At 63.2% G+C, this 25757-nt stretch carries 26 protein-coding genes and 1 pseudogene; 11 read left to right on the top strand and 16 right to left on the bottom strand.

The genetic code is table 11. The annotated features are described in order from the left end of the window. Positions 1 to 29: 29 nt before the first annotated feature. Genes Q1L59_RS03665 through Q1L59_RS03655 form a run of 3 tightly spaced genes read right to left on the bottom strand, consistent with a single transcriptional unit; the run spans position 30 to position 2990 of the window. Complete coding sequence (locus tag Q1L59_RS03665; RefSeq protein ID WP_300328179.1) at positions 30 to 1892, bottom strand: ATP-binding protein; 1863 nt, start codon at positions 1890 to 1892, stop codon at positions 30 to 32. An 11-nt stretch (positions 1893 to 1903) separates the two neighbouring features. Further along, on the bottom strand, positions 1904 to 2746 hold the full coding sequence (locus tag Q1L59_RS03660; RefSeq protein WP_300328176.1) for an alpha/beta hydrolase: 843 nt from the start codon (positions 2744 to 2746) through the stop codon (positions 1904 to 1906). A gap of 34 nt (positions 2747 to 2780) precedes the next feature. Then, positions 2781 to 2990 (bottom strand): DUF465 domain-containing protein, encoded by a 210-nt coding sequence (locus tag Q1L59_RS03655; protein WP_300328173.1) that lies wholly within the window; start codon positions 2988 to 2990, stop codon positions 2781 to 2783. A gap of 425 nt (positions 2991 to 3415) precedes the next feature. On the opposite strand from Q1L59_RS03655, the gene Q1L59_RS03650 reads away from it, so the two are divergent. From Q1L59_RS03650 to Q1L59_RS03640, 3 genes are all read left to right on the top strand, one after another. Continuing rightward, positions 3416 to 3736, top strand: coding sequence for a hypothetical protein (locus Q1L59_RS03650; RefSeq protein ID WP_300328170.1), 321 nt, complete (start codon positions 3416 to 3418; stop codon positions 3734 to 3736). 141 nt (positions 3737 to 3877) lie between these two features. Beyond that, on the top strand, positions 3878 to 4444 hold the full coding sequence (gene greB / locus Q1L59_RS03645) for a transcription elongation factor GreB (RefSeq protein ID WP_300328167.1): 567 nt from the start codon (positions 3878 to 3880) through the stop codon (positions 4442 to 4444). 90 nt (positions 4445 to 4534) lie between these two features. Continuing rightward, positions 4535 to 6505, top strand: a complete 1971-nt coding sequence (locus tag Q1L59_RS03640; protein ID WP_300328164.1) for a tetratricopeptide repeat protein — start codon at positions 4535 to 4537, stop codon at positions 6503 to 6505. Positions 6506 to 6665: 160 nt separating this feature from the next. Here Q1L59_RS03640 and Q1L59_RS03635 read toward each other — a convergent pair whose 3' ends face one another. From Q1L59_RS03635 to Q1L59_RS03610, 6 genes are read right to left on the bottom strand one after another with little or no spacing between them, the layout of a single operon-like run. Continuing rightward, positions 6666 to 7907: an EAL domain-containing protein gene (locus Q1L59_RS03635; RefSeq protein WP_300328161.1), complete on the bottom strand. Its 1242-nt coding sequence runs from the start codon at positions 7905 to 7907 to the stop codon at positions 6666 to 6668. A gap of 50 nt (positions 7908 to 7957) precedes the next feature. Continuing rightward, a complete protein-coding gene (locus Q1L59_RS03630) occupies positions 7958 to 9337 on the bottom strand; it encodes a phosphomannomutase/phosphoglucomutase (RefSeq protein ID WP_300328158.1) in 1380 nt (459 codons plus the stop codon). Between the two features lie 29 nt (positions 9338 to 9366). Then, positions 9367 to 9816 carry a nuclear transport factor 2 family protein gene (locus Q1L59_RS03625; protein ID WP_300328155.1) on the bottom strand — a complete coding sequence of 150 codons (450 nt, stop codon included), beginning with the start codon at positions 9814 to 9816 and terminating at the stop codon, positions 9367 to 9369. Further along, positions 9813 to 10829, bottom strand: a complete 1017-nt coding sequence (gene waaF / locus Q1L59_RS03620) for a lipopolysaccharide heptosyltransferase II (protein WP_300328152.1) — start codon at positions 10827 to 10829, stop codon at positions 9813 to 9815. Before waaF ends, Q1L59_RS03625 begins: the two co-directional genes overlap by 4 nt. A gap of 49 nt (positions 10830 to 10878) precedes the next feature. Beyond that, complete coding sequence (locus tag Q1L59_RS03615) at positions 10879 to 11076, bottom strand: zinc-finger domain-containing protein (RefSeq protein ID WP_300328149.1); 198 nt, start codon at positions 11074 to 11076, stop codon at positions 10879 to 10881. 30 nt (positions 11077 to 11106) lie between these two features. Beyond that, positions 11107 to 12027, bottom strand: coding sequence for a branched-chain amino acid transaminase (locus Q1L59_RS03610; RefSeq protein ID WP_300328147.1), 921 nt, complete (start codon positions 12025 to 12027; stop codon positions 11107 to 11109). 107 nt (positions 12028 to 12134) lie between these two features. Between Q1L59_RS03610 and Q1L59_RS03605 the strand changes: the two genes are divergently transcribed. From Q1L59_RS03605 to mnmA, 3 genes are read left to right on the top strand one after another with little or no spacing between them, the layout of a single operon-like run. Continuing rightward, entirely contained in the window at positions 12135 to 12584 is a 450-nt protein-coding gene (locus tag Q1L59_RS03605) for an NUDIX hydrolase (protein ID WP_300328144.1), read from the top strand. Continuing rightward, positions 12581 to 13186: a hypothetical protein gene (locus Q1L59_RS03600; protein WP_300328142.1), complete on the top strand. Its 606-nt coding sequence runs from the start codon at positions 12581 to 12583 to the stop codon at positions 13184 to 13186. The genes Q1L59_RS03605 and Q1L59_RS03600 overlap by 4 nt, the downstream gene beginning before the upstream one ends. 38 nt (positions 13187 to 13224) lie before the next feature. Next, the gene (gene mnmA, locus Q1L59_RS03595; protein WP_300328139.1) at positions 13225 to 14334 is read left to right on the top strand and encodes a tRNA 2-thiouridine(34) synthase MnmA; all 1110 of its coding nucleotides are present in this window, start codon (positions 13225 to 13227) and stop codon (positions 14332 to 14334) included. 14 nt (positions 14335 to 14348) lie between these two features. Here mnmA and Q1L59_RS03590 read toward each other — a convergent pair whose 3' ends face one another. From Q1L59_RS03590 to trxA, 5 genes are all read right to left on the bottom strand, one after another. Next, positions 14349 to 14807, bottom strand: coding sequence for a DUF2507 domain-containing protein (locus Q1L59_RS03590; RefSeq protein WP_300328136.1), 459 nt, complete (start codon positions 14805 to 14807; stop codon positions 14349 to 14351). A 187-nt stretch (positions 14808 to 14994) separates the two neighbouring features. Next, the gene (locus Q1L59_RS03585; RefSeq protein ID WP_300328133.1) at positions 14995 to 16686 is read right to left on the bottom strand and encodes a glycosyltransferase family 39 protein; all 1692 of its coding nucleotides are present in this window, start codon (positions 16684 to 16686) and stop codon (positions 14995 to 14997) included. A gap of 81 nt (positions 16687 to 16767) precedes the next feature. Further along, positions 16768 to 16983, bottom strand: a complete 216-nt coding sequence (gene rpmE, locus Q1L59_RS03580) for a 50S ribosomal protein L31 (RefSeq protein WP_300328130.1) — start codon at positions 16981 to 16983, stop codon at positions 16768 to 16770. A gap of 212 nt (positions 16984 to 17195) precedes the next feature. Beyond that, positions 17196 to 18452 (bottom strand): transcription termination factor Rho, encoded by a 1257-nt coding sequence (rho, locus tag Q1L59_RS03575; protein ID WP_300328127.1) that lies wholly within the window; start codon positions 18450 to 18452, stop codon positions 17196 to 17198. Positions 18453 to 18686: 234 nt separating this feature from the next. Then, positions 18687 to 19013, bottom strand: a complete 327-nt coding sequence (gene trxA, locus Q1L59_RS03570) for a thioredoxin TrxA (RefSeq protein ID WP_300328124.1) — start codon at positions 19011 to 19013, stop codon at positions 18687 to 18689. Between the two features lie 211 nt (positions 19014 to 19224). Here trxA and fdxA point away from each other — a divergent pair, with 211 nt between their 5' ends. Continuing rightward, positions 19225 to 19548, top strand: a complete 324-nt coding sequence (fdxA, locus tag Q1L59_RS03565) for a ferredoxin FdxA (protein ID WP_300328121.1) — start codon at positions 19225 to 19227, stop codon at positions 19546 to 19548. 56 nt (positions 19549 to 19604) lie between these two features. Continuing rightward, positions 19605 to 21281: a long-chain-fatty-acid--CoA ligase FadD gene (gene fadD / locus Q1L59_RS03560; RefSeq protein WP_300328118.1), complete on the top strand. Its 1677-nt coding sequence runs from the start codon at positions 19605 to 19607 to the stop codon at positions 21279 to 21281. Positions 21282 to 21292: 11 nt separating this feature from the next. On the opposite strand, the gene Q1L59_RS03555 is transcribed toward fadD, so the two are convergent. After that, complete coding sequence (locus tag Q1L59_RS03555) at positions 21293 to 21910, bottom strand: ankyrin repeat domain-containing protein (RefSeq protein WP_300328115.1); 618 nt, start codon at positions 21908 to 21910, stop codon at positions 21293 to 21295. A 197-nt stretch (positions 21911 to 22107) separates the two neighbouring features. Here Q1L59_RS03555 and Q1L59_RS03550 point away from each other — a divergent pair, with 197 nt between their 5' ends. The 3 genes from Q1L59_RS03550 (at position 22108) to Q1L59_RS03540 (ending at position 25183) form a co-directional block, all read left to right on the top strand. Further along, positions 22108 to 22653, top strand: coding sequence for an isochorismatase family protein (locus Q1L59_RS03550; RefSeq protein WP_300328112.1), 546 nt, complete (start codon positions 22108 to 22110; stop codon positions 22651 to 22653). A gap of 115 nt (positions 22654 to 22768) precedes the next feature. Next, the gene (locus Q1L59_RS03545; protein ID WP_300328110.1) at positions 22769 to 23593 is read left to right on the top strand and encodes an SDR family oxidoreductase; all 825 of its coding nucleotides are present in this window, start codon (positions 22769 to 22771) and stop codon (positions 23591 to 23593) included. A gap of 15 nt (positions 23594 to 23608) precedes the next feature. Then, positions 23609 to 25183, top strand: coding sequence for a caspase family protein (locus Q1L59_RS03540; protein WP_300328108.1), 1575 nt, complete (start codon positions 23609 to 23611; stop codon positions 25181 to 25183). Between the two features lie 172 nt (positions 25184 to 25355). Here Q1L59_RS03540 and Q1L59_RS03535 read toward each other — a convergent pair. Further along, positions 25356 to 25757 (bottom strand): annotated as a pseudogene (locus Q1L59_RS03535) (hypothetical protein); the annotation flags it as partial.

Here is a 25757-nt window from a genome sequence, read left to right as displayed (position 1 = left end):
GGGCCACCTCTGACAAAAAATTCAGTCCGCTAGCGCTCGGTGGCTAGGCGTTTGCCAAGTGCTCTTTCGATCGTTGTGGCGAGGGCTCTAAGGTTGATCGGCTTGCTCACGCAGCCGTCGACGTCGCTGGCCAAGCGAGCGTCGTGCTCGTCGGTGATGGTGTTCGCCGAGACGGCGAGGAGGACCGCAGCCTGTGGCTGCGCCAGTTCTCTGGCGCGCGCACGCAGTTGTCGGCAGGTGGTCAATCCGGCGTCCAGCGGGAACTGACAGTCGATCAGAACGACATCGAAGGCACCCGTGGCGAGCGCCGCCAGAGCCTGCTTAGCGTCCTCCGCTTCGACCACGCTGAGTCCGAGCGAGGACAGCATTTCCCGACTGATCAGACGATTTACCGCGTTCTCGTCGACCAGCAGCAGGCGGCGAGCTGGCGCAAGCCCAGCTTGCGGTCCATCCACCGGTGCCCGGCTGCGCAGGTCGGCGTCCACCGCCGACTCGTCTGGTGTCGCTGGTGAGCGCGTCGGTGCGGCCAAGGAGTACGGGAGGCGCACCGTAAACACGCTTCCCCGGCAGTCGGCCGCGGTGCTGCTCTGCCAGGCAATCGTTCCCTCCATTGCGTCGACCAGTTGCTTGACGAGCGCCAGGCCGATACCTGTGCCGCCGTGCTGGCGCGTCGTAGACTGGTCGCCCGGAGCGAACGCCTGGAACAGCGTCGCCTGCCGTTCGGGCGGTATGCCGATCCCGGTGTCACTGATCGTGAATACAAGCGTTATCTTATCGGCATTTGCATCGTCCGCAGCGCGGCTGACGGCCAGGGCAACCTCGCCGTGCTCGGTGAACTTGAGCGCATTACCGAAAAGCTTGAGCAGAACCTGCCGGGTTTGCGTCGGATCGCCCAGCACGCGTGGCGGCAAGTCCGGCGCCACGGCCAAACGCAGGTGCACGCCCTTGCGCGCGGCGGCCGCCGAGAAGAGGCCGACGACGCTCTGTGCGACAGTCGCCGGCGAGAATTCGCTGCGCCGCAAGACGAGATGCCCGGCATCGATCGACGCAAAATCGAGAATGTCGTTGATCACCTCGAGCAAGGCGTCGCTCGACCTGCGCGCGGTGCGTAGCAAAGGCAGCTGGCTGGACGATAGTGGGGAGTCTGCCAGCAGGTCGAGCGTTCCGATCAGCCCGTTCATTGGCGTGCGCAGCTCGTGACTCATGGTGGCAAGAAAGCGCGACTTGGCGTGTCCGGCGGCTTCGGCCTGGCGTCGGGCCAGATCGAGCGCGCCCGCAGTCCGCTCGAGTTCAATACGTTGGAGAACCTGAGCCGTTGCCTCCGCCAGTTGCTCGCGTGCGGCGCGCAGCGTGACCAGTCCGTAGATTGGCGCGACAGCCGCCAACGCGTAGCCGTAGCCGTCGGCTTGCACGAGCGAAACGACCATGGTGACGAGGAGAGGCGGCAGCAGCCAGATGAGTAGCGCCGACCGGACAAGCGTCAGAAAGAGCGCGGCAACGGTCAGCGAGGCGAGCAAGACGATGAGAACCATCGCGGCGGCTTGTGGCGGAACGGCGGGATAAACGAGCGCGACGCTGACGACATTGTTCGCCGCCAGCAAGGCGGTCATGGCCAGGAAACGCCGGCGCGCGCGTCGGCAGCCGGCCGGTGTGGTTGACATCTGCGGCCACTGGCGATGCAGGATCTGCCGCCAGACACCAGCCACGACGGCCACAATCAGAATCCCTCCTGCGAGCAGCGCCGAACAGTAGACCGCGGTAATCGTGGCGACGATTGCCTGTCCGAAGACCATTGCGATGGCCGACGAGCGCGCCTTCTCGATCGCCCGGCCGGTCAGTTCGAGTTCGACGCGCAGTGTCTCGTCGGCCGGCGGCAGCGCGTCCGCAGCCACGCGGTTTCCAGTCATTGGCCGGCGGTGACGGGGATCTTCCCGCCCGTGATGAAAGCGAGCAGCGCGCTGGCAACCGCTGCGGGTTGCTCACCCATCATGCCGTGTCCGCAATCGGCCAGTTCGATGCGTTCGGGCGCCCGCAGCGCGGACAGCAGTGGCGGCAGATTGCGGCGTGGCGTCATGCGGTCGCGTCGCGCGACGATGATTAAGCTTGGGCAGTGCACCTGTGCTGCAGCGCACAGGCCATTCTGGTAGTCGTTACAGTTGGCGAGGTCGACGGCCAACACGCCAGGCCGGCTGCGGCGCATGATAGCCAACATCAGACCGGGTCCCCAGATGCCGTGTCCGCGCTTACCACCCGTGCGCAGGAAATGGTCGCTGGCCGAGTAGCGGGTGATCATTCGGCAAACCTGGTCGGGAGCGTCGGTCGCCTGTCCGAGCAGCGCGTCGGCGACGGGCATCGGAACCGACGAGCCGAGCAAGGCGAGGCGGGTGACTCGCTGCCGGTGGCGGGCCGCGCACTCGAGCGCGACGAGCGAGCCCATGGAGTGACCGGCGAGGACCGCCTGGGCGATTCCGGCGGTGTCCAGCAGCGCAGCCAGCCAGTCGGCAAGTGCTTCGATGCTGCGCAAGGGTGATCCTTCGGACCGACCATGCCCGGGCAGGTCAGGCACCAGCACGCGCTGACCAGCCGCGACAAGGGCATCGGCGACGCCCAGCCAGGCGTCGTGGTCGTTGGCTGCGCCGTGCACGAGAACGACCGGCGGATCGTGCGCATCGTCCGCGCCGCGCACAGCGAATGGCTGTCCGCCGCTTGCCACGTAGCAGCGCTGACCGTTCACACTCAGGTGCAAGGGGGGTGCCCTTCCGGGATCGATGGGCGACCGGTCAGGCGGGTACGTCGGGTTCCAGCATATGTTCGAGAAAGGTGATGCGATCCTTCAGCAGCAGTTTGCGCTTCTTCAGACGCCGCACCAGGAGTTCGTCCGGAGGCGGGTTGAGCATCAGGTGCTCGATCACCAGGTCGAGGTCGCGGTGCTCGATCTGCAGCTCATGCAGGGTGGCGCGGGTGTGTGTCATCTGCTCTTCAGTCAGCATGGTCGGCAATTTCCCTAGGGTTGTGATTCGGCTAGCCGAGCGAGGCTTGCAGCCTGCACCAAGCGAGCAAGCCAGGAGCGACAGTCAACACGGTTGCGCTTCCACCGGGCTGCGCGCGTGCTCACCCTCGGAGGCGACGTGCGGCAAGCCAGCGTGTATGGTAGGCGTGCCACCGGGAAAAAACAACGGTGGCGTAGCGCTGGCGGGGCCATGCGCCCGCGACGGCGTTGGCGTTCGCCGAGTCTGGCCATCATCTGCCGGGTATCCATGCTCGGCACGATGACACTTCTGCCTGCTCGGTAAAGCGGTGCGGGAAGCCGCCAATAAACTCGCTGCCGGGGTTCTCGACTTGCCGCAATAGCGCGCTTTTGCGACTAGAATAGAGAGTCGGATTGTAACCTTGAGATACCGCCGGGAGGAGGCAGATGGTCTATCACATTATCGTTTCGTTTGGGCGGGACAGGCAGTACGAGTTCAAGTTTTCCCACACCGATCTCGCTTCCGGTTCTCCCGAAGATGCGCGCCGCTGGTTCGACAAGGAGTTCGCCGATCTCGAGTGCGAACCCAGCAATCCGATGGGCAAGGTGCTGATCATCGACAAGATTCTCAATGTCGCACGCTACGGCGGAGAACAGCGCTTCATCGACGGCAAGGATTGGGCGACCCGCTTCGCGCGGTACACGGCTTTGGCACTTGGTCGCGATACGGTGCGCATTGATGTGGCGGCATTCAATATCGGCTACTGAGAATATCCGCTACTTCATCGTATGCGTCGCGCCGCGTCGGGCGGCCTTGCGGTGTCCGCTGCAGTTTGCCGCTTTCATCGCCCGGACCAGTACGGCTGACCGGCAAGGATCCGGCAGGTGCGCAGCGGGCAGCAGACCAGCATGAGCAAGGCGTTGACGCAGAAAACCGTCGATGAAGACGAGGACGAGGCCGCTGGCGGCGGCTTGACTGCACTTCCTGCCGGCACACGCAACTACATTACGCCGGGCGGGCACGCTCGCCTGGTCGCCGAACTCGAACACCTGGTCCGCGTCGACCGGCCGCAGGTGGTTGCCGTCGTGCAGTGGGCGGCGTCTAATGGAGACCGCTCGGAAAACGCCGACTACCAGTATGGCAAGCGGCGATTGCGCGAGATCGATCGGCGAATTCGCTTCCTTGGCAAACGCCTCGACCTGGCCGAGATCGTCGATCCGCGCCGGCACGCTGGCTGCGAGCAGGTGTTTTTTGGGGCGACGGTAACCATTTGCGACGAGCAGGGAAGGGAAAACACCTATCAGATCGTCGGTGTCGACGAGACGGAATCGGCGCGCGGACGGATCAGTTGGGTTTCTCCGCTGGCCAGAGCGCTCCTCAAGTCGCGCGTTGGCGACACCGTCCGTTTCCGTAGCCCGGCTGGCTGGCGCGAAGTAGAGGTGCTGGTCGTCGACTACTCGGTGGGCGAAACTTGAAGCCGGCGCCTGGTCATTGCGCGGCGGCCTGAACGCGCAGTACGAAGGGATTGGTGACGAAACGCCAGGCCCGACTTCCGGAGAGCACAAATGAAACCGCACGCCTTCGTTGCCATGCCGTTTGGTACCAAGCCCGGACACGACGGTCAGCCGATCGACTTCAATCGTGTCTACGCCGAGTATATCGAACCGGCCTTGGCGGCTGCCGGCCTGGCCGTTTTTCGCGCCGATCGTGAGCAGCGGGCGGGTGACATTCGGACCGACATGTTCCAGGAGTTGCTGATCGCCGATCTGGTGGTCGCCGACCTGACCCTCGACAACCCGAACGTCTGGTACGAATTGGGGGTGCGGCACGCCCTGCGGGCGCGCGGTGTCATTCTGGTCCAGGGGCCGCGTCCGAACCAGCCCTTCGATACCTACACCGACCGCAAGCTGCGTTATGGTCTGCTCGACGGCGCACCCGATCCGGCGACCTTGGACGATGACCGGCGCGCGCTGACCGAGATGGTTCGGGCAACGATGACCAGTTCGACGCGACGCAAGGTGAGCCCGGTCTTTCAGTTGATTCCCAATCTCGAGCAGCCCGAGTGGAGACGCTTGTTGCTGGCCGAGCGCAACGAGTTTTCTACGGCCTACGCGAACTGGTCAAGCCGTATGGAGGTGGCGCGGCAGAAGAACCGGCCCGGCGACATACTCGTTCTTGCCGACGAAACGCCGGTGCGCGCCTTGCACCTCGAAGCCAAGCGGGCAGCCGGCAACGCCTTGCTCAAGCTCGAACAGTATGAACTGGCGCTCGAGCAGTTCGAGCAGGCGCTGGCGGTCGACGTCGACGACAAATCAAGCCGGGAGAGGAAAGCGGTCTGCCTTGGTCGCCTCGGTCGCTACGAAGAAGCGCGTGAGTGGGTCCGCCAGCTCACCACTGATTATCCGCGCGATGCCGAGTGCTGGGCTTTGGCCGGTCGTGTCGAGAAAGAAAAGTGGATTGGCCGCTGGCGTCAGCCGGGACTGACGCCGGCTCAGATGCACCAGGCTGCCGCCGACGAAGACGCGTTGCTGGCGGAAGCCCTTGAGCCGTATCGGCAGGCGTTCATTGCTGACCCGGCACATCACTATTCCGGGATCAACGCGCTGACCTTGCAACTGCTGCGCCGGCACTGCGGTGCTGCGGTTGCCCAGACGCTGATCGACAACCTGGTCGGCGGCGTCCTTTGGGCCAGCCTGACAGCGCAGGAACGTGATCGCCGCGACTACTGGGCACGCGCCAGCTACGCCGAGCTTTGTCTTCTGGTCAATCCGCTCGACAGTGTGCGCCGCGAATATGGCAATATGGTTGCCGCAGCCAATGGCGACTGGTTTGCCCTGGAGTCAAGTCGCCAAACACTCACCTTGTTGCGCGACATCGATTTTCGGCCGCTGGAAACGGCTGCCGCGTTGGCCATCGTAGACCGCGAGATTGCGCGCAGCGGCTCGCCCTTCGCGCCCCGCCAAGTGGTCCTGTTCAGCGGCCACATGGTTGATGCAGCGCACCGCGAGCCGCCACGCTTTCCAGCCGAGCAGGAAGCGGTAGCCGCAGCGCGCATCGGTGAAGCGCTTGATCAGCTCGGCGTGGGGCCGGGAGACCTCGCCCTGGCGCAGGCGGCGTCTGGCGGCGATCTGCTCTTTCTCGAAGCGTGCCGCGCGCGCGGTCTGCGCCTGCGGCCGATGCTGCCGTTCGAGGAACCCGAGTTCATCGAACGTTCAATCGTCCCGGCGAGCAACGGTGAGCAGTGGCGCGAGCGCTATTTCGCGTTGATTGCCGGGCTCGACGAGCCGCCGCGCATCATGCCCAGCGAACTTGGCGAGCTGCCGCGTGACGCGCGCGGTATTGAGGCGAACGCCTATGAGCGCTGCAATCTCTGGTTGCTGTACACGGCGCTCGCCTGGGGAATCGAGAAGGTTCGCTTTGTCTGTCTGTGGAACGGTGGCGGCGGCGACGGGCCGGGCGGCACCGCGCACATGTACGATGAGGTGCGCCGCCGTACCGGGCGCGTCATTTGGCTCGATACACGCAAGCTATGGTGACCGGTTTACGGCCGAGGCGCTGACATCGTGGCGGGAGGCGGCTGCGTCGGCGATCGGCAGTGCTTCCAGCGCCGTTGACCCCGCGTCCGGCCAATTGACTGGTCGCCGCGTGCGCTTTCCATCCGGGTAGGTTCGCGAGGGGTTTCTGTAGTTACAGGGCTCAGGCGCCGTTCTCGTGCAGCCAGCGCAGCGCAGCGCTGAGACAGGTATTCAGCGTGTGGTGGTTCAATCCTCCGGTTACCTGCGTCAGGAGCTGATCGCAGCCGGCCGCGTCATCGCCATCAAAGCACTCGAGTAGAGCTAGAAGCGTTCCGAGCAGGCCTTCGTGCATGCAGAGCGCGGTCCACAAGTCGCGATCGACGGTGATTTGCTGCAGGATTTCCTCGATCGGCAGCCCGAGCGCCAGCGGCATCATCGACAGGACGCCGGCAAGGAAGGCAAGGTCGCTGAGTTTGCGGTCGTGCACGCGGGTCGCCTCGACTAGCAGCTCCATCATCCGCCCGCGCAATGCAGCCACTTGCAGTAGCGCCGAGCCGCTTGGATCGGCGCTGCCGTTGGCCGGTGCGAGCAGGAGGAGTGACAACCAGCGCTGGATTTGGCGGCGCCCGAGCAGGGTGATCGCCTGACGCAATGAAGTGACAGGCTGGGCGTAGCGGCTGCCCCGGTGGCCGACCGAGTTGACCACACGCAGCAGGTTCAGCGTCAGTGCCGGCTCGTGTTTGAAAGCATCCTCGATCACCGGCGTGTCGACGTCCAGACCGACCAGGTTGATCAGGCGGATCAGCGCCGTCTGCGAGGCGGAAAGGCGTCGCCCGCTGACGATCTCAGCCTGGGCAAAGTAGCGCCCCTGGAAGAGCTGGAAGCCGACCTTGCGGCAGCGTTCGAGATGTTCCTGGCTGTCCACCCCTTGCGCCAGCAGCTTGATCGGCAGGCGGCGCAGCGATCCGGCGAGATCGCGCAACTGGCTCTCGCCGGCCATCTGCACGTCGATCTTGATGACGTCGACGATCGGCAGGAGCGGCCGACTGCGGTCATCGATTCCACGGTAATCGGTCAGGGCGAGTGAATAGCCGCGCTCGCACAGTGTTCGACAGCGGCCGAGCAGGTCCTTGTCGGGGATGCCGTCGAGCAGTAACTCGAGGACGACGCCTTCGTGCGGCAGCAATTCAATCGCTTCCTGATGGAGAAAAGCCGCATCGATGCCGATGAAGGCGGAACGATGGCCAAGCGCGCTGCGCATGCCGAGATCAGCATAGACGGCGCACAGGGCGGCCCCGCTGCCGCGCTCGTCGGTGCCCCCGCCGCTTCGCCGAAGGAAAAGTTCGTAGCCGGCGAGTTCGTTTTTCTGGTTGAGAATCGGTTGGCGGAAGAGGAAGGCGTTATCGCGAGCGCGGTCGGTCATCGGGGGAGGTTCATCCTCGGCGGCAGTTGTGGGCAGGCGGAGCGACTCGGTCAGAACGGCAGCCGCAAGCTGGGTCTCGCTGCCAGCAGCACGCGGCGAAAATCCGCCTGGATGCGCTCGAGCGCGGCGGCGTTATCGGCCTCGAAACGGAGCACGACGACCGGCGTAGTGTTCGACGGCCGTGCCAGCCCAAAGCCATCGGCGTACTCGACGCGCAGGCCGTCGATCGTGATGACTTCGCGTGCGCCGGAGAAGTCTGCGTGTTGGCGCAGTTCTTCAACCAGCGCGAAAGGCTCTCCTTCCTGCATGGCAACGTTCAATTCCGGGGTTGAGGTGCTGTCCGGCAACGCCGCGAGGACCGCGCTCGGGTCGCTGTTACGCGAGAGGATTTCGAGCAGACGAGCAGCGGCGTAGAGACCATCGTCAAAGCCATACCAACGCTCCTTGAAAAACACATGGCCGCTCATTTCGCCGGCCAGCGGTGCGCCGGTTTCCCTCAGTTTGGCTTTGACCAGCGCGTGTCCGGTTTTCCACATCAGCGGCTCACCACCGTGCTGGCGAATCCATGGCGCCAGGCGGCGCGTACACTTGACATCGTAGATGATGGCTTGCCCGGGACAGCGCTGCAGCACATCGGCGGCGAAAAGCATGAGTTGACGGTCTGGAAAGATGATCTCGCCACTTTTCGTCACGACGCCCAGCCGGTCGCCGTCGCCGTCGAAGGCCAGGCCAACTTCGGCGTCGCTGGTCGCCAGGGCATCGACGAGGTCGCGCAGGTTTTCCGGTTTTGAGGGGTCCGGGTGGTGGTTGGGGAAGCGGCCATCGATCTGGCAAAACAGTTCGACGAGCTGACAACCCAGGGCACGGAACAGTTGCGGCGCGAGACCGCCGGCGACCCCGTTGCCGCAATCGATGGCGATCCGCATCGGGCGCGCCAGGCGGACATCGTCGACGATGCGGGCCAGATAAGCCGGACCGACGTCAGCGCTGCGGGCTTGACCGTTGCCGGAGTGCAGTTGGCCGTCGTCGACGCGTCGGCGAATCTGCTGAATGGCTTCACCGGCTAGTGTCTCGCCGCCAATGACCATCTTCAGTCCATTGTAGTCGGGCGGGTTGTGGCTGCCGGTAACCGCCACGCAGCTCTGGCAGCCCAGCTCATGCGCGGCGAAATAGACCACCGGTGTCGGGACGCAGCCGACATCGATGGTATCCATTCCGGCCTGCCGGATACCCTCGCTCAGCGCGGCGGCAAGATCGGGACCAGACAGGCGGCCGTCGCGTCCGACGGCAATCGCCGGCTGGCCGCGCTCGACCGCCAGCGAACCGAGGCCCTGGCCGATACGGCGGGCGATGTCGCTGGTCAGCGTGCGACCGACGATACCGCGAATGTCATAGGCCTTGAAGATCTCGGCCGGCAGGGGAAGGCTCATGGCTGACCTCTTGCTGGAAAGGAATCGGGCTAGTGGAGGATGCGCGCGACCTTGCTGTCAAGGTCGCCGCCGGTGGCGCTATCGGCAACGCCGCGCTCGGCTGCGGTAGACGAATGATGACAGAGCAAGCGCCAGCCACTGGCGCCACGTTGGAAAACGTTGGTGGCCAGCATCGAGCTGTGTGCGCGGCGTTGATCGCCGATGAACAGCGTTTCGACGACATTGTGTACGGCAAGCAGCATGCCGGTCCAGCGGACGACGCGTGACAGGCGAACAGTCAGCCGCGGGTTGTTGGCAAAGATCGCGCGCCAGCTCTCGCGTATCGCCGTGGTGCCAGCCAGGCGCTGGCCAGTGGGGTGAATGCAGATGATTTCTTCGTCGTCCGCCCAGACATTCATCAGTGCGCTCAAATCGGCGCGTGCAATGGCCTCGTAGAATGCGGCTTCAACGTCATCCGGGCTGGCGAAAACGAGGATCATGGCGCAGCCTCGGCCAGGCAGGCAGCGAGAACCTGCTGCGGCGCGAGCTTGTTCAGACAATCGAGATGACCGAGCGGGCAGCGGCGCTGAAAGCACGGGCTGCAGGCGAGACGTAGACTGAGAATCGTCGCACGCTCGGACAGCGGCGGGGTGAACGTTGGCGATGACGAGCCGTACAGCGCGATCAGCCGGCGATCGAGGGCGGCGGCGACATGCATCAGTCCGGAGTCGTTGCAGACGACGAGCGAAGCCGCGGCGATCAGATCGATCGCCTGGCCTAGCGATGTCCTGCCACACAGGTTGAGCGGCAGGCGCGCCGGCCCGGCCAGGGCGACAATCTCCTCGGCGATCGGGCGATCCTTTTCCGAACCGAGCAGCCAGACGGTATGGCCGGTCTCGCCGAGCAGGTCGGCAAGCAAAGCGAAATGCCGGGCAGGCCAGCGCTTGGCCGGGCCGTACTCGGCGCCCGGACAGAAGACGGCCAGTTTCTCCGGCAGGTCGAGGGCGAGCGCCGCGCAGGTGGACGCGCGTCCGTCTGCGCTCGAGCGCAGGCGTGGCCTGGGAAGCGGTCTAGGCAGCGCCGCCCCGGGCGCTTCGGCGAGCTGCGCAAAGCGCTCAGCCATCTGCGGCAGCAAGGTCTTGTCCAGCGTATGCCGGTGGTTGATCAGTCCGTAGCGTTTTTCCCCGACGAAGCCGATGCGTTGCGGAATGTCGGCCAGGAAGGGGATCAGCGCCGACTTCAACGAGTTCGGCAGGACGTAGGCGCGTTGATAACCGCTTGTGGCAAGCTTTCGTGCCAGGCGGTGACGCGCGCGCAGCGAGAGATCGCCGTGGGCAAAAGGGCTGTCGACGATCTGCGCAATTTCAGGCATACGTTCGAGGACGGGCGCGACCCAGCGAGGAGCGAGGGCATCGAGCTGTAGCCCAGGCATTCTCTCGTGCAGTCGCATGCACAGCGGCTGCGCCAACACCGTGTCGCCAATCCAGGACGGAGCGACGATAAGTGCTTTCATGAGCAGCGGCCAGCTCGGCTACCCGCACGCGCGGATAGCCGCCGGCTGATCAGTGGTGTCCCTTGGGCAGCTCGCCGGTGAACACGTAGCGCGTGCTGCAATACGGGCACACGGCCTCGCCGTGCTGCGTGACATCGAGGAAAACGCGCGGGTGCCTGGCCCACAGCGGAGAATCCTTGGTCGGACAATGCAGCGGCAAGTCGCTGGCGGTAACCTCGACGGACTTGCTCTTGGGGTCTTGAGACATGGACACAACCTTGCAAACAGGGAACCGGAGTTAGACGTAGGCGAGCCAATCCTCGCGCGTCGGCACACGGCCGTTGACGCAGTCGAAAAACAGGCTCTGAATTCGGGTTGTGATCGGCCCGCGACGCCCTTCGCCGATTTGCCGGTTGTCGAGCTCGCGAATCGGCGTCACTTCGGCTGCCGTGCCCGTAAAGAACGCCTCGTCGGCGCAATAAATTTCGTCGCGCGTGATGCGTTTTTCGATCACCGGCAGGCCCAGTTCTTCGGCCAGATCGAGAACCGACGCACGGGTAATTCCCTCCAGGCAGGAGGTGAGGTCGGGCGTGTACAGTTTGCCGTGCTTGACCATGAAAATATTTTCGCCAGCACCCTCGGCAACATAGCCGTCGACGTCAAGCAGCAAGGCCTCGTCGTAACCGTCGTGCGCCACTTCCTGGTGCGCGAGGATCGAGTTGGTGTAGGTGCCAACCGACTTCGAGCGGCACATGTTGATGTTCACGTGATGCCGGGTGAAGGACGAGGTTTTGACGCGGATGCCCTTTTCCATTCCCTCGGCACCCAGGTAGGCGCCCCACGGCCAAGCGGCGATGGCGATGTGCGTACTGACCGCGGTGGCGGCGATGCCCATCGCTTCCGAGCCGTAGAAGGCAATCGGCCGGATATAGCAGGAGTCGAGCTGATTGGCGCGGACGACCTCCTTTTGCGCGTCCATCAGCGTTGCCTGATCGTAGGGCATCTTCATCTGAAAGATACGCGCCGAATTGAGCAGGCGCTCGGTATGCTCGCGTAGGCGGAAGATCGCTGTCCCCTTGACCGCCTTGTAGGCGCGCACGCCCTCGAAAACGCCCATACCGTAATGCAGCGTGTGGGTCAGGACATGCGTTGTTGCTTCGCGCCACGGCACCAGTCTGCCATCGTACCAGATGAACCCGTCACGATCTGCCATGGACATGGTCTCTACCCCTCTCGCCAGATGCCTTGAAGGCCGAATTCTAGCCGATTTCGTGGCCCGGTTGGCGGTAAAATGGCGCTCTGCTTCCCTCCGGCAAGGTTTGGCTGATGGTCTGGAAACCCAACGTAACGGTAGCTGCACTGCTCGAACGCGATGGCCGCTTCCTGCTCGTCGAGGAAGAGACCGAGTTCGGCGTCTGCTTCAACCAGCCGGCGGGTCACCTCGAGTGTGGCGAGTCACTACTCGCGGCAGTCGTTCGTGAAACGCTTGAAGAAACGGCTTATCGTCTGCAGCCGGAGTTTCTGCTTGGCATCTACAACTTTCGCATCGAAGAGCGCGACCTGACCTACTTGCGCTTTGCCTTTGGTGGCCGGATCCTGGGGCACGAGCCGGCGCGGGCGCTGGACGAGGGAATTCTCGCAGCGCACTGGTTGACCGTGGATGAGATTCGTGCGACGCAGGCGCAGCACCGCAGTCCACTCGTCCTGCGCTGCGTCGAGGACTGGCTGGCCGGGCGGCGCTACCCGCTCGACCTTCTCGTCGACTACCATCGATGAAGTGGCTGGCCTGCCTCGCGCTGGTTGGCGTGGTAAGCGCAGTCAGTGCGGAAACCGTCCGTGTCTGTTACAACTACGGGTGTCTGGCCGAGGCCGAAGCGCACTTCGACGAAGCACGCATGACGCAGCTTGCCGCTTGGCTGGGCGCAGCGCAGGACGCGGCTGACGAGCGGGCACGGCTGTCGCTGGCGGTCGGCTGGATGCTTGGCTGGGCCGGCGAGCAGACACCGATCGCGGCCGACCGGGGTGGAAACTTTGCCGATCAGGCAGCTTTCGGGCGCATGGACTGCATTGATCATTCGACGACGACGACGCGTCTGTTGCGCTTGCTCGAAGCGCGCGGGTGGTTGCGTTTCCACCGCGTTGCCGAGCCGGCACAACGCGTGCTTTACCTGGTCCAGGTGCATTTTTCGGCGCAGATCGAGGAAAGGGCGGTTCCGCCCGAGGGTGGCGGCACACTGGCCGCGCCGGAACGGCATGTCGTCGATAGCTGGTTTCGCGACAATGGCCAGCCAGCAGTGGTCATGCGTCTGGAGGAGTGGCTGGCCGGGAATGAAGACCAGTTGGAAGCAGTGGCGATCGCCGGGCGGTCGCCAGACTAGGCAGGTGGTGCTACTCAGATGCGCGCAGAGAGGCGGATATGAATGCAGTCACGCGGGGAAGGACGGTGGTCGTCGGCTTGTCGGGTGGTGTCGATTCGTCGGTCGCCGCCTTGCTCCTCAAACAGCAGGGTTGGCAGGTCGTCGGCCTGTTCATGAAGAACTGGGAAGATGACGATACGGAAGAGTATTGCTCGTCGCGCCAGGATTTGATCGACGTGTTGAGCGTTGCCGACGCAATCGGTATCGACGTAGAAGTGGTCAATTTTGCGAGCGAGTATCGGCAGCGCGTCTTTGACCGCTTTCTGCAGGAATACCAGGCTGGAAGGACGCCAAACCCGGACGTTCTGTGCAATTCCGAAATCAAGTTCAGCGTGTTTCTCGAGCATGCCCTGAAGATCGGCGCGGACTATATCGCGACGGGTCACTACGCCGGTGTGCGCGAGTTCGCCGGGGGATTCCAGTTGCTCAAAGCGGAAGACGGCACCAAGGATCAGAGCTACTTCCTCTATCGCCTCGATCAACAGCAGTTGGCGAAGACGATCTTCCCGCTCGCCGGCCTGTACAAGCGCGATGTGCGCACGATGGCCGCAGAAGCTGGACTGCACGTCGCCCTGAAGAAAGACTCGACCGGCATCTGTTTCATCGGCGAGCGGCCGTTCAAGGAATTCCTGATGCGCTACCTGCCGCCGCAAAAAGGCGAAATCCGCTGCCTCGACGACGAGCGCCTGCTCGGCGAGCACGATGGTGTCGCCTATCACACGCTGGGTCAGCGCAAGGGGCTGCACATCGGCGGTGTCAAAGGCGGCAAGAGCAGCGAGAACGGCGACCACGAAGCCTGGTTCGTCGCCGGCAAGGATCTGGCACGAAACATTCTCTACGTCGTGCAGGGGCACGACCACCCGGCGTTGCTGGCCGACGAGCTACGCGCCGAAGAACTGGCCTGGATCGTCGGCGATGCTCCGCATACGCATTGGGTCTATACAGCCAAGACGCGCTACCGGCAAGCCGATGCGCCGTGCGAGATCGAGCACGTCGACGGTCAGTCGTGCCTGATCAGATTCGCTGCGCCGCAGTGGGCAGTGACGCCAGGCCAGTCCGTCGTCGTCTACGAAAGCCGTGTCTGCCTGGGTGGCGGCGTCATCGTCTGAGCGAGCGACGGCGATCAGTGGCCGACGAGTAGTTCGAAGCCGCAGGCCTCGTCACCGAAGCCCCCCATGCAGGTGACTTCCTTGGCCTGTACGTGTTGCCCGACGATGCCTTCGACGACGCCGGCGATCAGGCCGCCCTCGAAATGGCACAAGGACCGACCAACCGGCGTCAGTCCGGCGCAGGTGACGCACTCGTGGACGTCCACGTGGATGTGCTCTGGGGTCATCACGGGAACGCTCACCTGGCCGATGCGAAGTTGCTCGCAGAGCGCGAGAAAATCGTCCATCTTCCTGATCCCCAGGTCCATGCCCAGTTTCTTGCCAGCGTAGTAGGTGATGGCCGATGCGCCAGTGCCGAGAACATCCTCCAGAGCAACGAGTCGAAGAAGGCGGTAGAGGCCGACGCCGGCCATGCCGCCAACTGCCGGGCGATGAACTTGTAAGGCATTGCGAATGGCGACCGGCTCTTTCATTGATTTCTCCAGGAGCAGGGCACCAGGCCGAGGCCTTCCCTGCGGGCGGTTAAGGGTTTAGCGTGTAAGAATCTAGCTTGCGTCGTCGGGGCGTCGGGAAAGCAATTGGCTGCGACGCTGAGGGTCGGCCGATGGACGGAACGAGCGATATCCATTCAGGCAGTATATATTATGCCGGATGCCTTGGTCAATTCCCCAGCAGGGACGGCTCGGCCGCACCGGATGCCCGGCGGTTCATCTTGTCGTCACGCCGGTAGAGCTTAAGCTTCTCGCTCTCGCGACGATCGGCAGGTCGCGCGCCCTCCCAGATCTTTCGCCAGTTGGTGCCGGCGAGCGGGCTCTCGTCTTTCAGTGAGCCCTGCACGAGGAGCAGGTTGCAGCGCGCGCCGGCGTCCGAATACAGTCCGACGGTTCGTATGCCATGGAAATAGTCGAGGGAGGCCAGCAGCGAGTCGCCCAGGTTGCCATTGGCAATACATCCGCGTTTCTCGGGCAGGGCGCGGGCGAGCCCTGCCGAGAGCGGACGATAACTTTTGCCGTAATCTATCCACGGCATCCAGAGCGTCGCGATCAAGAACCAGAACAGGGTGAGTCCGGCCATCCAATGAACGATGCCGCGCATTGGCGAGCGTGGACTGGTGACAATCAACCATGACCAGATTAGCGTGGCGGCCAAGGCCAGGGCGGTCGACAGGACGCTGAACTGCGGTGTGAAACCAGGTTCCAGCCGGCTGGCTTCGCTCGCCAGGCGCTCAGGCCAGCCGAAAGTCGTGGCAACCCAACCGGTCCAGGCGACCAGTGCGAAAAGGCTGAAAGTGACCATCGCGAACCAGTCGAAAGCATTCGCTGCACCGCGTCGCAAGGAGGACACGCCGGGGGTGGCAAGCAATACCAGCGAGGGCAGCAGGAGCAGGGTGGGCGCGCTGCGCGTGCCGAAACACACGCTGATGACGACCAGCGAGGTGAGGAAGGCAAAGATCGGAAAGCTCAATTGCGGGCTCAGCAACTGACGACGGCGCGCCCATACGGTCCACCCGGCAAGCGGGAGCGCCGGCCAGGCGTACCAGGTGAGGAGCAGCAGGACCCGCGGGAAACTGAGCAGCGGCTGGCTGCTGCCAGTCAATTGAAGCAACTCCTCGCGCCAGAACGCCTGCAGGAAATCGGGCCGCGTGGCGAGCAGGGCGAAGGCCCAGCAAGCGGCAATCGCGCCCGCAAGGAGCAGTGCAGCGAGCAGCACGAGCCCGGTCTGCCAGGGCCTTTCCGAGCGCCAGGCAACGAAGCCGGCGATTGGCAAGAGCGAAAGCATGGGGACCAGACCGTTGGCGAGGAAGCCCAGGCCAAGCGCCAGGCCGAAACAACTCGCCCCAGTCAGCGGCTTCCGCTTGATCAGCGTCAGTGCCCAGTAAGCCGCGGTATGCGCGGTGAGCGCGGCCAGCATCGGTTGCGCTTCGTGCGCGTGAAATAGAAAGCCGATACTGCCGGCGAGCAGCAGTGGAGCCGCCGGCGCGGCCGCACGGTCATGCAGCTCGCGCGCGGCGAGGAGAATGAAGGTGAGCGCCAGCAGGGTGCAAAGGCCGCTTGCCAGCCGTGCGCCTTCGTGCACTGGCAGCAGCCAGGAAAACAGGTGCGCAGTGGCTGCGGCCAACCAGTAATAGAGCGGCGCGTCAGGGTAGGGGCGGCCGGCGAGGCCGGGTGTCAACCAGTTGGCATGGCTGACGATGTCATGAACGACGCCAATGGTTACCGCGTCGTCAGTTTTCCATGGGTCGTGCCCGACCAGGCCGCTGAAGATGTAGATCGCCAGCAGCAGGGCGAGGACCGCGCCCCGTGGGGGCAGGCGGATCCCGTTGAGGGGATGGATTTCCGGCTCAACTGACATGGGGCGATTACGGGTGAGCAAAAAAAAGGCAGCCGACGGGCTGCCTTCGTCGCCGAAACCAAGACGGCTGGGTGCGCCGGCTTAAGCCGACCTGCGAATGGCGCCGTATTTCTGGTTGAATTTTTCGACGCGGCCCGCCGTGTCGATGATTTTCTGCTTGCCGGTATAGAAGGGATGGCAGGCCGCACACACTTCGACATGCAAGGCCTTCTTCATCGTCGACCGGGTCGTGAAGGTGTTTCCGCAGGAGCAGGTCACCGTGATTTCGTTGTACGCAGGGTGGATGGTGGCTTTCATCTGGTGCTTTTCCTGTAGGTTGAACGGGCCGGCTGATTGCGCATCGACAGCGATCAGCCCACCTGAGCAATGAAAAACGCGAATTATGGTGCATCTGCACGCCATCCGCAATCCTCCGGACTGCTCGCGGCTGCTCACTTCCGCTGTACCGGCTGCGGCGGCGGCGATTCGAGCGAACCGGGAATGCCTCGGCTGTTCGACCGTTCAGCGGGTCAACGGCGCATCGAATCGAAGAATTCCGCGTTGTTCTTGGTCGCCTTGATCTTGTCGAGGAGGAACTCCATGGCCTCCAGGTCGTCCATGTTGTAGAGCAGCTTGCGCAGGATCCACATCTTCTGCAGGACGTCGGGTTTGAGGAGCAGTTCCTCGCGGCGAGTGCCCGAGCGATTGACGTTGATCGCCGGGTACACCCGCTTCTCGGCCATGCGCCGGTCAAGGTGGATCTCCATGTTGCCGGTCCCCTTGAACTCTTCGTAGATGACGTCGTCCATCCGGCTGCCGGTGTCGATCAGCGCGGTCGCGATGATCGTCAGCGAGCCGCCTTCTTCAATGTTGCGTGCGGCACCGAAGAAACGCTTCGGCTTTTGCAGCGCATTGGCGTCGACACCGCCGGTGAGAACCTTGCCCGAAGCCGGCTGAACCGTATTGTAGGCGCGCGCCAGGCGAGTGATCGAGTCGAGCAGGATGACTACATCCTTCTTGTGTTCGACCAACCGCTTGGCCTTTTCGATGACCATCTCTGCGACCTGTACATGCCGGGTCGCTGGCTCGTCAAAGGTCGAGGCGACGACCTCGCCGCGTACCGAGCGCGTCATCTCGGTCACCTCTTCGGGGCGCTCGTCGATGAGCAGGACGATCAGCGAGATGTCGGGATGGTTGCTCGTGATGGCGTGTGCGATGTGCTGCATCATGACGGTCTTGCCGCTCTTGGGGCTGGCGACCAGCAGGCCGCGTTGTCCCTTGCCGATCGGCGCGATGATGTCGATGATCCGGCTGGTGATGTTTTCCTCGCCGCGGATGTCACGCTCAAGCTCGATATGCTCGGCCGGATGCAGTGGCGTCAGATTTTCGAACAGTATCTTGTTCTTCGACGCCTCGGGGATTTCGCTGTTTATCCGGTCAACCTTGACCAGCGCAAAGTAGCGTTCACCATCCTTCGGCGTACGTATTTCTCCCTCGATCGTGTCGCCGGTGTGCAGGTTGAAGCGCCTGATCTGGCTTGGACTGACATAGATGTCGTCAGTGCTGGCGAGATAGGACGTGTCGGGCGAACGCAGGAAGCCGAACCCGTCCGACAGTGTCTCCAGCGTCCCGTCGCCGAAAATACTCTCGCCTTTCCTGGCCTGGTTCTTGAGCAGCGCGAAAATCAGTTCGTGTTTGCGCAGACGGTTGGCGCCTTCGACGTTGTTGCTGACCGCCATGTCGAGAAGCTGGCTGACGTGAAGTGCTTTGAGTTCGGATAAGTGCATGTGCTGACGATGGAGAAGGGGGGAGCAGACGTCCGCGCGCCGGCGTGGGTCAGACGACGGCTGGCGGGATGGCCGCGTGGTCGGCGAGGCGCCGCTATTGCGGCGTGAAGAGATTGCCCGAAGAGTGCCCGAAGCGTGACCGAAGCTTGGTGGCCAGCCGCTGGCTAGCCGAAACCGTGGGTTGCATGCTGCACCCACCGCACCCACGCCACCTGGAGGCGCAGGGTAGCGACTTTAGATATTGCTGTCAATGAAGGTTAGCAATTGCGATTTGGAGAGCGCGCCGACCTTGGTCGCCTCGACGTTGCCGTTCTTGAACAGCATCAACGTTGGAATGCCGCGTATGCCGTAGCTGGCTGGCGTCCGCTGGTTGTCGTCGATGTTGAGCTTGACCACCTTCAGGCGACCTGCATAGTCGTTGGCAACGTCGTCCAGCAGCGGCGCGATCATCTTGCACGGGCCGCACCATTCGGCCCAGTAATCGACCAGCACGGGGCGGTCCGACTGCAGTACGTCGACAGCAAAACTGTCGTCGGTGACATGGTGAATATGTTCGTTCATGGGCTAGCCTCTAGCGGGATCGGGATGAAGTGCGTGGCCGAAGCGGTGGCCGAAGCGGGTGGCGGAAGCGGGTCGCAGCCGGCTGACCCGCAGCAAGCTCAGCCAGCCCTGCAATGCTAAACAAAAATCATCGCCATGGGAAGCCGTTGCCCTGTCTCGTCCGCGGCAAATGCGCTATAGTGGTTCCGTCGTAGATTCACGAGACTAGACAATGGCCTACGTAGTTACTGAGAACTGTATCAAGTGCAAGTTTACGGACTGCGTCGATGTGTGTCCGGTGGATTGCTTTCACGAGGGTCCCAATTTCCTGGTCATCGATCCGGAAGAGTGCATCGATTGCACGCTGTGTGTCCCCGAGTGTCCCGCCGAAGCAATTCTTGCCGAGGACGACGTTCCGCAGGCGCAGCGCCACTTCATTGCGCTTAACGCGGAGTTGGCCGGGCAGTGGCCGACGATCCTCGAACGCAAGGCGCCGCCCGACGACGCCGATGAATGGAACGGCAAGACCGGAAAGTTGCAGTACCTGCAGCGTTAAACCGTACTTTCACCCCGGTGACAGGGGAAATTATTGATTGATTCAGGAGGAGAGCAGTGGAAAGAATCTGGCTCGAAAGCTACCAGAAAGGGGTGCCCGCCGAGGTTGATCTGAGCGAATTCCAGTCGCTGGGGGAGCTTTTCGAAAGAAGTGTTGCGCAGTACCGCGAGCGCGTCGCGTATATCAACATGGGCGTCGAAATTACCTACGGGCAACTCGACAAGCTGTCGCGCGACTTTGCCGCATACTTGCAATCGGTGCTGATGCTGCCGCCGGGTGCGCGCGTTGCGGTCATGCTGCCGAACGTCCTGCAGTATCCGATCTGCATTTTCGGGGCGCTGCGCGCGGGCTATGTGGTGGTCAATGTCAACCCGCTCTACACGCCGCGTGAGCTCGAGCATCAGTTGAAGGATTCCGGTGCCGATGTCATCGTCATTCTGGAGAACTTCGCTGTCACGCTCGAGGAGGTGCTTGCCCGGACGCCGGTCAAACATGTCGTTCTGGCGCGCCTGGGTGACATGTTGGGTTTTCCGAAAGGCACGGTGGTCAACTTTGTCGTCAAGTACGTCAAGAAGATGGTGCCGGCGTACAGTCTGCCGCGCGCGGTCGACTTCCGGACGGCGCTCGGCAAAGGTGCGGCTGGCGAACTGAAGAAGGTTGCCGTGACGCACGAGGATCTGGCCTTCCTGCAGTACACCGGTGGTACGACGGGTGTCTCGAAAGGAGCCATGTTGGTTCACCGCAACATCCTGGCCAATCTGGCTCAGGCGCATGCGTGGATCAAACCGGAACTGGGTGACGAACAGCACATGGTGGTCACCGCTCTGCCGCTTTACCACATCTTTGCGCTGACCGCGAACTGCTTCACTTTCTTCAAGATCGGGGCGAGCAATCTGCTGATCACCAATCCGCGCGACATACCTGCCTTCGTTGCTGAGCTCGGCAAGTATCCGTTTACGGTGATCACTGGCGTCAACACGCTGTTCAACGCCTTGCTCAATAACGAGGCGTTCTGCGCGCTCGACTTCAAGCACCTGAAGGTGACCTTGGGCGGGGGAATGGCCGTGCAGAAAGCGGTCGCCGTGAAGTGGAAACTGGTGACTGGCAAGCCGCTCATCGAAGCCTACGGGCTGACCGAAACGTCGCCGGCAGCAACCATCAACCCGCTCGATAGTGCCGACTATACCGGCGCAATCGGCTTGCCGATTTCGTCGACTGAGGTGACCTTGCGCAACGACGCTGGCGAGGACGTTCCGTTAGGCGAACGCGGCGAGTTGTGCATCCGCGGCCCACAGGTCATGAAGGGCTATTACAATCGGCCGGAAGAGACGGCCAAGGTGATCACCGCCGACGGCTTCCTGATGACCGGCGACATCGCGGTGATGGACGAGAAGGGCTTTGTCCGCATCGTCGATCGCAAGAAGGACATGATCCTTGTTTCCGGTTTCAATGTCTATCCGAATGAGGTCGAGGATGTGGTCGCGCAGCATCCGGGCGTTCTCGAAGTCGCCGCAGTTGGTGTGCCGCATGAGAAGTCGGGTGAAGCGGTCAAGATCTTCGTCGTCAAGAAGGATGCTGCGCTTACGGCTGAGGCGCTGATCGCTCACTGCCGCGAGCATCTGACCGGCTACAAGGTCCCCAGCCAGGTCGAATTTCGCAGCGAGTTGCCGAAAACGAACGTGGGCAAGATTCTACGGCGTGAACTGCGTGACGAGGCGCTCAAGAAAGCTTGAGCGGCCGCTGGTCAGTTCTGCGCGTACTGCTGGAGAAACTCGGTGGTTACCGGGTGTTTGTTGCGCGAGGCGTAGAAAAGGGGGGTTTTGCCGTTCTTGTCGACGCTTTTCGGGTCCGCTCCACGTTCGATCAGGGCGCGCGCCACCTTCGGCTGGCCAGTGGCGGCAGCCAGGTGTAGTGCCGTCTGGCCCGCGTCGCTCTTCGCGTTGACGTCGGCGCGTTTGTCGAGCAGAAGTTCGACCTCGGGTCGGCCGCCGGCGAGCACGGCAGCGTGCAGCGGCGTCATTCCGATCCGGTCGCGCGCGTTGATGTTTGCTCCGCGTGCCAGCAAGAGCTCCGATGCCTTGTTGCGGCGGTGGAAGGCGGCCAGGTGCAGCGGCGTTCTACCGAGCGCATCGGTCGCGTCGACATCCGCGCCGCCTTCAAGCAGGATCTTGATTTCATTGATGTCGCCACGAGTTACGGCAAGGGCGAGCGGGGGTGTTGCGCTGGCTGATGCGTTCGCTGGAACGGTCGCAGCAGGCGGCTTGTCGGTCGCCGCAGGAAGACTGTCGGCTTCCTTGCTGCAGGCGGCAAGGACGGCGACGGCAATGACGGCCGAGGTGATGCAGCATGCAAGTCGTTTCATGCGGGAAAGTCTCCTGCGGGGCGAATCGGTGATTCTTCGGTGACCGGATATTACCATTGGTCCCGGCGAGCAAGTTCGTTCGAGAAGTCGTCTCGGGCAGAGCAGGCAGCCGGGGTGTTGTCGGGCGCGGTGGCCGCAGGCCCGGTGGACGACCCCAGGCCTGCGGCCGACCGCCCTGATTCTACGGAGGAAACCCTATGCTGTTGAGAATGGACCAGTCGCTCCTGCTGCTCGTCGACCTGCAGGAGCGCCTGCTGCCGGCGATCGACGATGCCAGCAGTGTGGTCGAGGCGAGCGTCTGGCTGACGAGACTCGCCGGCCAGCTGCATGTTCCAGTGATTTGTACTGAGCAGTATCCGCGCGGCCTAGGCCCTACGGTGTCGGAGCTGCGCGCCTGCCTGCCGGCGACCGCAAGCACGGTCGAGAAAATTCATTTTTCGGCAATGGCTGATGGCGGGGTATGCAGAGCAGCCGGTGGTGATCGTCAGCAATTCGTCGTCGCCGGAACCGAAGCCCATGTCTGCGTCCTGCAGACGGTGCTCGACCTGCTCGCGGCCGGTCGTCAGGTCTATGTCGTGGAGGAGGCGGTCGGCTCGCGGCGCAGTTCGGACAAAGCTTTGGCCTTGGCGCGCATGCGTCGTCATGGCGCCGATATCGTGTCGCGCGAGATGGTCGCTTTCGAGTGGCTGCAGCAAGCGGGAACCGACATTTTCCGTCAGGTCAGCCGCGACTTCATCCGTTGATCGTTTGGCGGCGCAGTTTCCATCGTCGTCCAGCACCCGGGGTTTGCCGGCGACGGATCGAACGGGGCGAGCGAGCCGGCGGCGTGAGGCATACTGAGCGCAAGAGGAGCAGGGCATGGGAAAATTGTCAGGGAAAGTGGCGATCGTCAGCGGTTCCGGCCGCGGCATCGGGCGGGCGGTGGCGCTCAAGCTGGCTGAGGAGGGCGCTCGCGTCGTGGTCAACGATGTCGACCATGCGCCGGCGCTGGAGACGGTCGGCGCGATCGCTGCTCGCGGCGCTGAGGCAATCGCCTGCATCGGTAGCGTGACGGCGGCCGATTTCGCCGAGCGCTTCGTGCATAGCGCACTCGACCACTTCGGTGGGCTTGACATCATCATCAACAACGCCGGATACACCTGGGACAATGTCGTGCAGAAGATGAGCGACGAGCAGTGGCAGGCGATGCTTGAGGTACACCTCACGGCGCCCTTCCGCATTCTCCGCGCGGCCGCCGATTTCTTGCGCGCCGCTGCCCGCAGCGAGAGCGAAAGTGGTCGGGAAACCTACCGCAAGGTGGTCAATGTGTCGTCGATTGCCGGCGTCGGTGGCAACCCCGGGCAGGCCGGGTATGCCGCTGCGAAGGCCGGGATCGTCGGTCTGACCCGGACGCTGGCCAAGGAGTGGGGCCGCTACCGGGTGAATGTGAATTGTGTTGCCTTCGGTTTGATCAACACACGCCTGACCAGCGCGGCAGCCGGCGAAGCGGTGCTCGACATCGAAGGTCGGCAGATCAAGGCGGGCGTCAACCCCGATCTGCTGCGGCAGATGGCGGCAATGATCCCGCTCGGCCGCGGCGGAACGCCCGAGGAGGCGGCGGGCGCGATCGCCATGCTGTGTTATCCGGAAGCCAACTACGTGTCAGGCGAGCTGCTCGTCTGCGCCGGTGGCTTCCGTATCTAGACGAGGTAGAAGGCGGTGAGCGGTGCGCGTGCGCGCGGCGAAGCGCGTCGCTTGTGGTTGCAGCAGGCCAGTGCTCTGGCTGGCGCTTCGCTGTTGCCGCTCCCGGCGACACCCGCGGACGAAGTCTCGACTTTACACGCGTTGCCGCGCCTGGCGTTGGTCATCGGTAACACGAGGTATGGGCAAGCGCCGCTGAACAACCCGGCCAACGATGCACGGGCAATCGCCAATGAGCTGCAGCGGATTGGCTTCAAGCTGAGCCTGCGGCTCGACGCAAGTCGGCAGCAGATGAGCGAGGCGATTGACGCGTTCTGTACCGAACTGGCGCGGAGCCGAGGTGTCGGGATCTTCTATTACGCCGGGCACGGTGCGCAACTTGCTTGGCGCAACTATCTGATCCCGGTCGATGCGCTGCTCGACAAGCTTGCTGATCTGCAGACGAAGACGATCGAGCTCAATTCACTGCTCGCCGGCCTGAAGCACGCGAAGAACCGGATGAACATCATCATCCTCGACGCCTGCCGCGACAACCCGTTTGGCAACCGCTTGCCGATCGAACAGCCGGGTTTGAGCCAGTTTGATGCGCCGCCCGGCTCGCTGCTCGCCTATGCCACTGCGCCGGGTAACACGGCGAGCGACGGCGATGGCGTCAACGGTTTGTACACCGAGAGCCTCCTGCGCGAGATGAAGGTGCCAGAAACCCGGATCGAAGACGTCTTCAAGCGCGTGCGCCTGGCAGTCCGGCGCAGGTCTGACGGCCAGCAGATCCCGTGGGAGAGCACCTCGCTCGACGACGACTTCTATTTCTTGCCGCCGCAGCAGCTCAGGCGGCAATCCGAAATCGAACTGGAAAGGCTGTTCAACGAGGAGCTTGCCCTCTGGCAGACGATTCGGCTGGCGCAGGAGCCGGCGCCCTTGGAGAGTTACCTGCGCCGCTATCCGAGCGGAAAATTTTCCGAACTGGCGCAGTTCCGACTCGACCGCCTGTTGAAGGCGAGGGGTGAGAAGGCGATCGTCATCCAGGCGGCGAAGGACAACCCGTTCAGCAAGGGCAGTGCCCGGGTGGACACGCAGTTCAAGGTGGGCGAGCGCTGGAGCTACCGCGAGATCGATCTTTTCACGAAGCTTGAACTGCGCCGGTTTACCAACCGCGTGAGCGCAATCACCGAAAGCGAAGTGCTCTTCAACGATGGCAGCCTGGTGACCGACCTGTTGGGCAACTTCATCAAGCGGCCACCGGGTTGGCAGTATACCGGCGCGCAGTTCTACATTCAGGAGTATGCGCTGGGCAAGCGCTGGTCGACACGCTTTCGCGTCCTGACGCCGAATGGTTTCGACAGCGAAACGGAGATCGACTTCCGAGTGGTCGAGCGCGAGGAGATCACGGTACCCGCGGGGACTTTCACTGCCTACCGGGTCGAGGGCGACGGCTGGGGCCGCGCACCCCGGGGAGTGGTCAAACTGCGTGTCGTCTATTGGGTTGCGCCGGAAATCAAGCGCGTAGTGGCGTCCGACACGAAGCGGAGCCACTTCAGCGGCAGCGTGCTGAACAATGAACGTCTCGAACTGACGGCCTGCACTCAGTTCTAGCAGAACGGCGCTGGTGGGCGCAATCCTGCCAACAGCACGGTTGCGCCAGCCGCGGGATGCCGGGACCAGGTGACAAGGTGTACGGAAGCAAGACGGAGGCGCTTGTTGTGTTCGCGTGCCTCTGGTCAACCGTGTCGGAGGGCGAGCACCACTGCGCGCTCGCGCTGGTCGATCAGCCGCCCTTCACGTACTGCAGTGTGATCTCGGCGATTCGCTTGCCGTACTGGCGGGCGGTCGCCAGGTCACCTTCGGGGGGAGCCAGGTCGGCACCGACATCGGAATCGCTCTGCGCCATTGCCCCGATGAAGGAGCCGAGTCGGTTGATGTCGTTGCGGTGGGCCTGCGAACTGTTTGCCGGCAACATGCCGGTACCGACCCAGATCATCGAGTGCTGCATGGCCAGCGTGACGAAGGACATCAGCGTCGCGTATTTGTCGCCGTTCAGCGAGGCTGAGAGGCTGTGAAAAAATCCCGAGCCTACCCTCCGGGAACGTGGGACGCAGGGTATAATGACAATGTCAACTACGGACGGTTTCTGGCGATGACTGAATCTCTTTTTCGCGAGGAAGAAGTG

The sequence above is a fragment of the Accumulibacter sp. genome, assembly GCF_029255125.1.
In the GTDB taxonomy this organism is placed as follows: domain Bacteria; phylum Pseudomonadota; class Gammaproteobacteria; order Burkholderiales; family Rhodocyclaceae; genus Accumulibacter.
Note: the sequence above shows the minus strand (reverse complement) of the source record. Positions and strands in the feature narration are given on the sequence as shown.

What these genes read in the sequence shown, in the direction of transcription:
- Q1L59_RS03545 (WP_300328110.1), top strand. Translation starts at nt 22,769, where the DNA reads ATGGGAAAATTGTCAGGGAAAGTGGCGATCGTCAGCGGTTCCGGCCGC.
- Q1L59_RS03585 (WP_300328133.1), bottom strand. Translation starts at nt 16,686, where the DNA reads ATGTCAGTTGAGCCGGAAATCCATCCCCTCAACGGGATCCGCCTGCCC.
- Q1L59_RS03635 (WP_300328161.1), bottom strand. Translation starts at nt 7,907, where the DNA reads ATGACCGACCGCGCTCGCGATAACGCCTTCCTCTTCCGCCAACCGATT.
- Q1L59_RS03655 (WP_300328173.1), bottom strand. Translation starts at nt 2,990, where the DNA reads ATGCTGACTGAAGAGCAGATGACACACACCCGCGCCACCCTGCATGAG.
- Q1L59_RS03610 (WP_300328147.1), bottom strand. Translation starts at nt 12,027, where the DNA reads ATGTCCATGGCAGATCGTGACGGGTTCATCTGGTACGATGGCAGACTG.
- Q1L59_RS03630 (WP_300328158.1), bottom strand. Translation starts at nt 9,337, where the DNA reads ATGAGCCTTCCCCTGCCGGCCGAGATCTTCAAGGCCTATGACATTCGC.
- Q1L59_RS03550 (WP_300328112.1), top strand. Translation starts at nt 22,108, where the DNA reads ATGCTGTTGAGAATGGACCAGTCGCTCCTGCTGCTCGTCGACCTGCAG.
- fdxA (WP_300328121.1), top strand. Translation starts at nt 19,225, where the DNA reads ATGGCCTACGTAGTTACTGAGAACTGTATCAAGTGCAAGTTTACGGAC.
- waaF (WP_300328152.1), bottom strand. Translation starts at nt 10,829, where the DNA reads ATGAAAGCACTTATCGTCGCTCCGTCCTGGATTGGCGACACGGTGTTG.
- Q1L59_RS03600 (WP_300328142.1), top strand. Translation starts at nt 12,581, where the DNA reads ATGAAGTGGCTGGCCTGCCTCGCGCTGGTTGGCGTGGTAAGCGCAGTC.
- Q1L59_RS03605 (WP_300328144.1), top strand. Translation starts at nt 12,135, where the DNA reads ATGGTCTGGAAACCCAACGTAACGGTAGCTGCACTGCTCGAACGCGAT.
- rho (WP_300328127.1), bottom strand. Translation starts at nt 18,452, where the DNA reads ATGCACTTATCCGAACTCAAAGCACTTCACGTCAGCCAGCTTCTCGAC.
- rpmE (WP_300328130.1), bottom strand. Translation starts at nt 16,983, where the DNA reads ATGAAAGCCACCATCCACCCTGCGTACAACGAAATCACGGTGACCTGC.
- Q1L59_RS03615 (WP_300328149.1), bottom strand. Translation starts at nt 11,076, where the DNA reads ATGTCTCAAGACCCCAAGAGCAAGTCCGTCGAGGTTACCGCCAGCGAC.
- greB (WP_300328167.1), top strand. Translation starts at nt 3,878, where the DNA reads ATGAGCAAGGCGTTGACGCAGAAAACCGTCGATGAAGACGAGGACGAG.
- Q1L59_RS03590 (WP_300328136.1), bottom strand. Translation starts at nt 14,807, where the DNA reads ATGAAAGAGCCGGTCGCCATTCGCAATGCCTTACAAGTTCATCGCCCG.
- Q1L59_RS03640 (WP_300328164.1), top strand. Translation starts at nt 4,535, where the DNA reads ATGAAACCGCACGCCTTCGTTGCCATGCCGTTTGGTACCAAGCCCGGA.
- Q1L59_RS03650 (WP_300328170.1), top strand. Translation starts at nt 3,416, where the DNA reads ATGGTCTATCACATTATCGTTTCGTTTGGGCGGGACAGGCAGTACGAG.
- Q1L59_RS03555 (WP_300328115.1), bottom strand. Translation starts at nt 21,910, where the DNA reads ATGAAACGACTTGCATGCTGCATCACCTCGGCCGTCATTGCCGTCGCC.
- mnmA (WP_300328139.1), top strand. Translation starts at nt 13,225, where the DNA reads ATGAATGCAGTCACGCGGGGAAGGACGGTGGTCGTCGGCTTGTCGGGT.
- Q1L59_RS03625 (WP_300328155.1), bottom strand. Translation starts at nt 9,816, where the DNA reads ATGATCCTCGTTTTCGCCAGCCCGGATGACGTTGAAGCCGCATTCTAC.
- trxA (WP_300328124.1), bottom strand. Translation starts at nt 19,013, where the DNA reads ATGAACGAACATATTCACCATGTCACCGACGACAGTTTTGCTGTCGAC.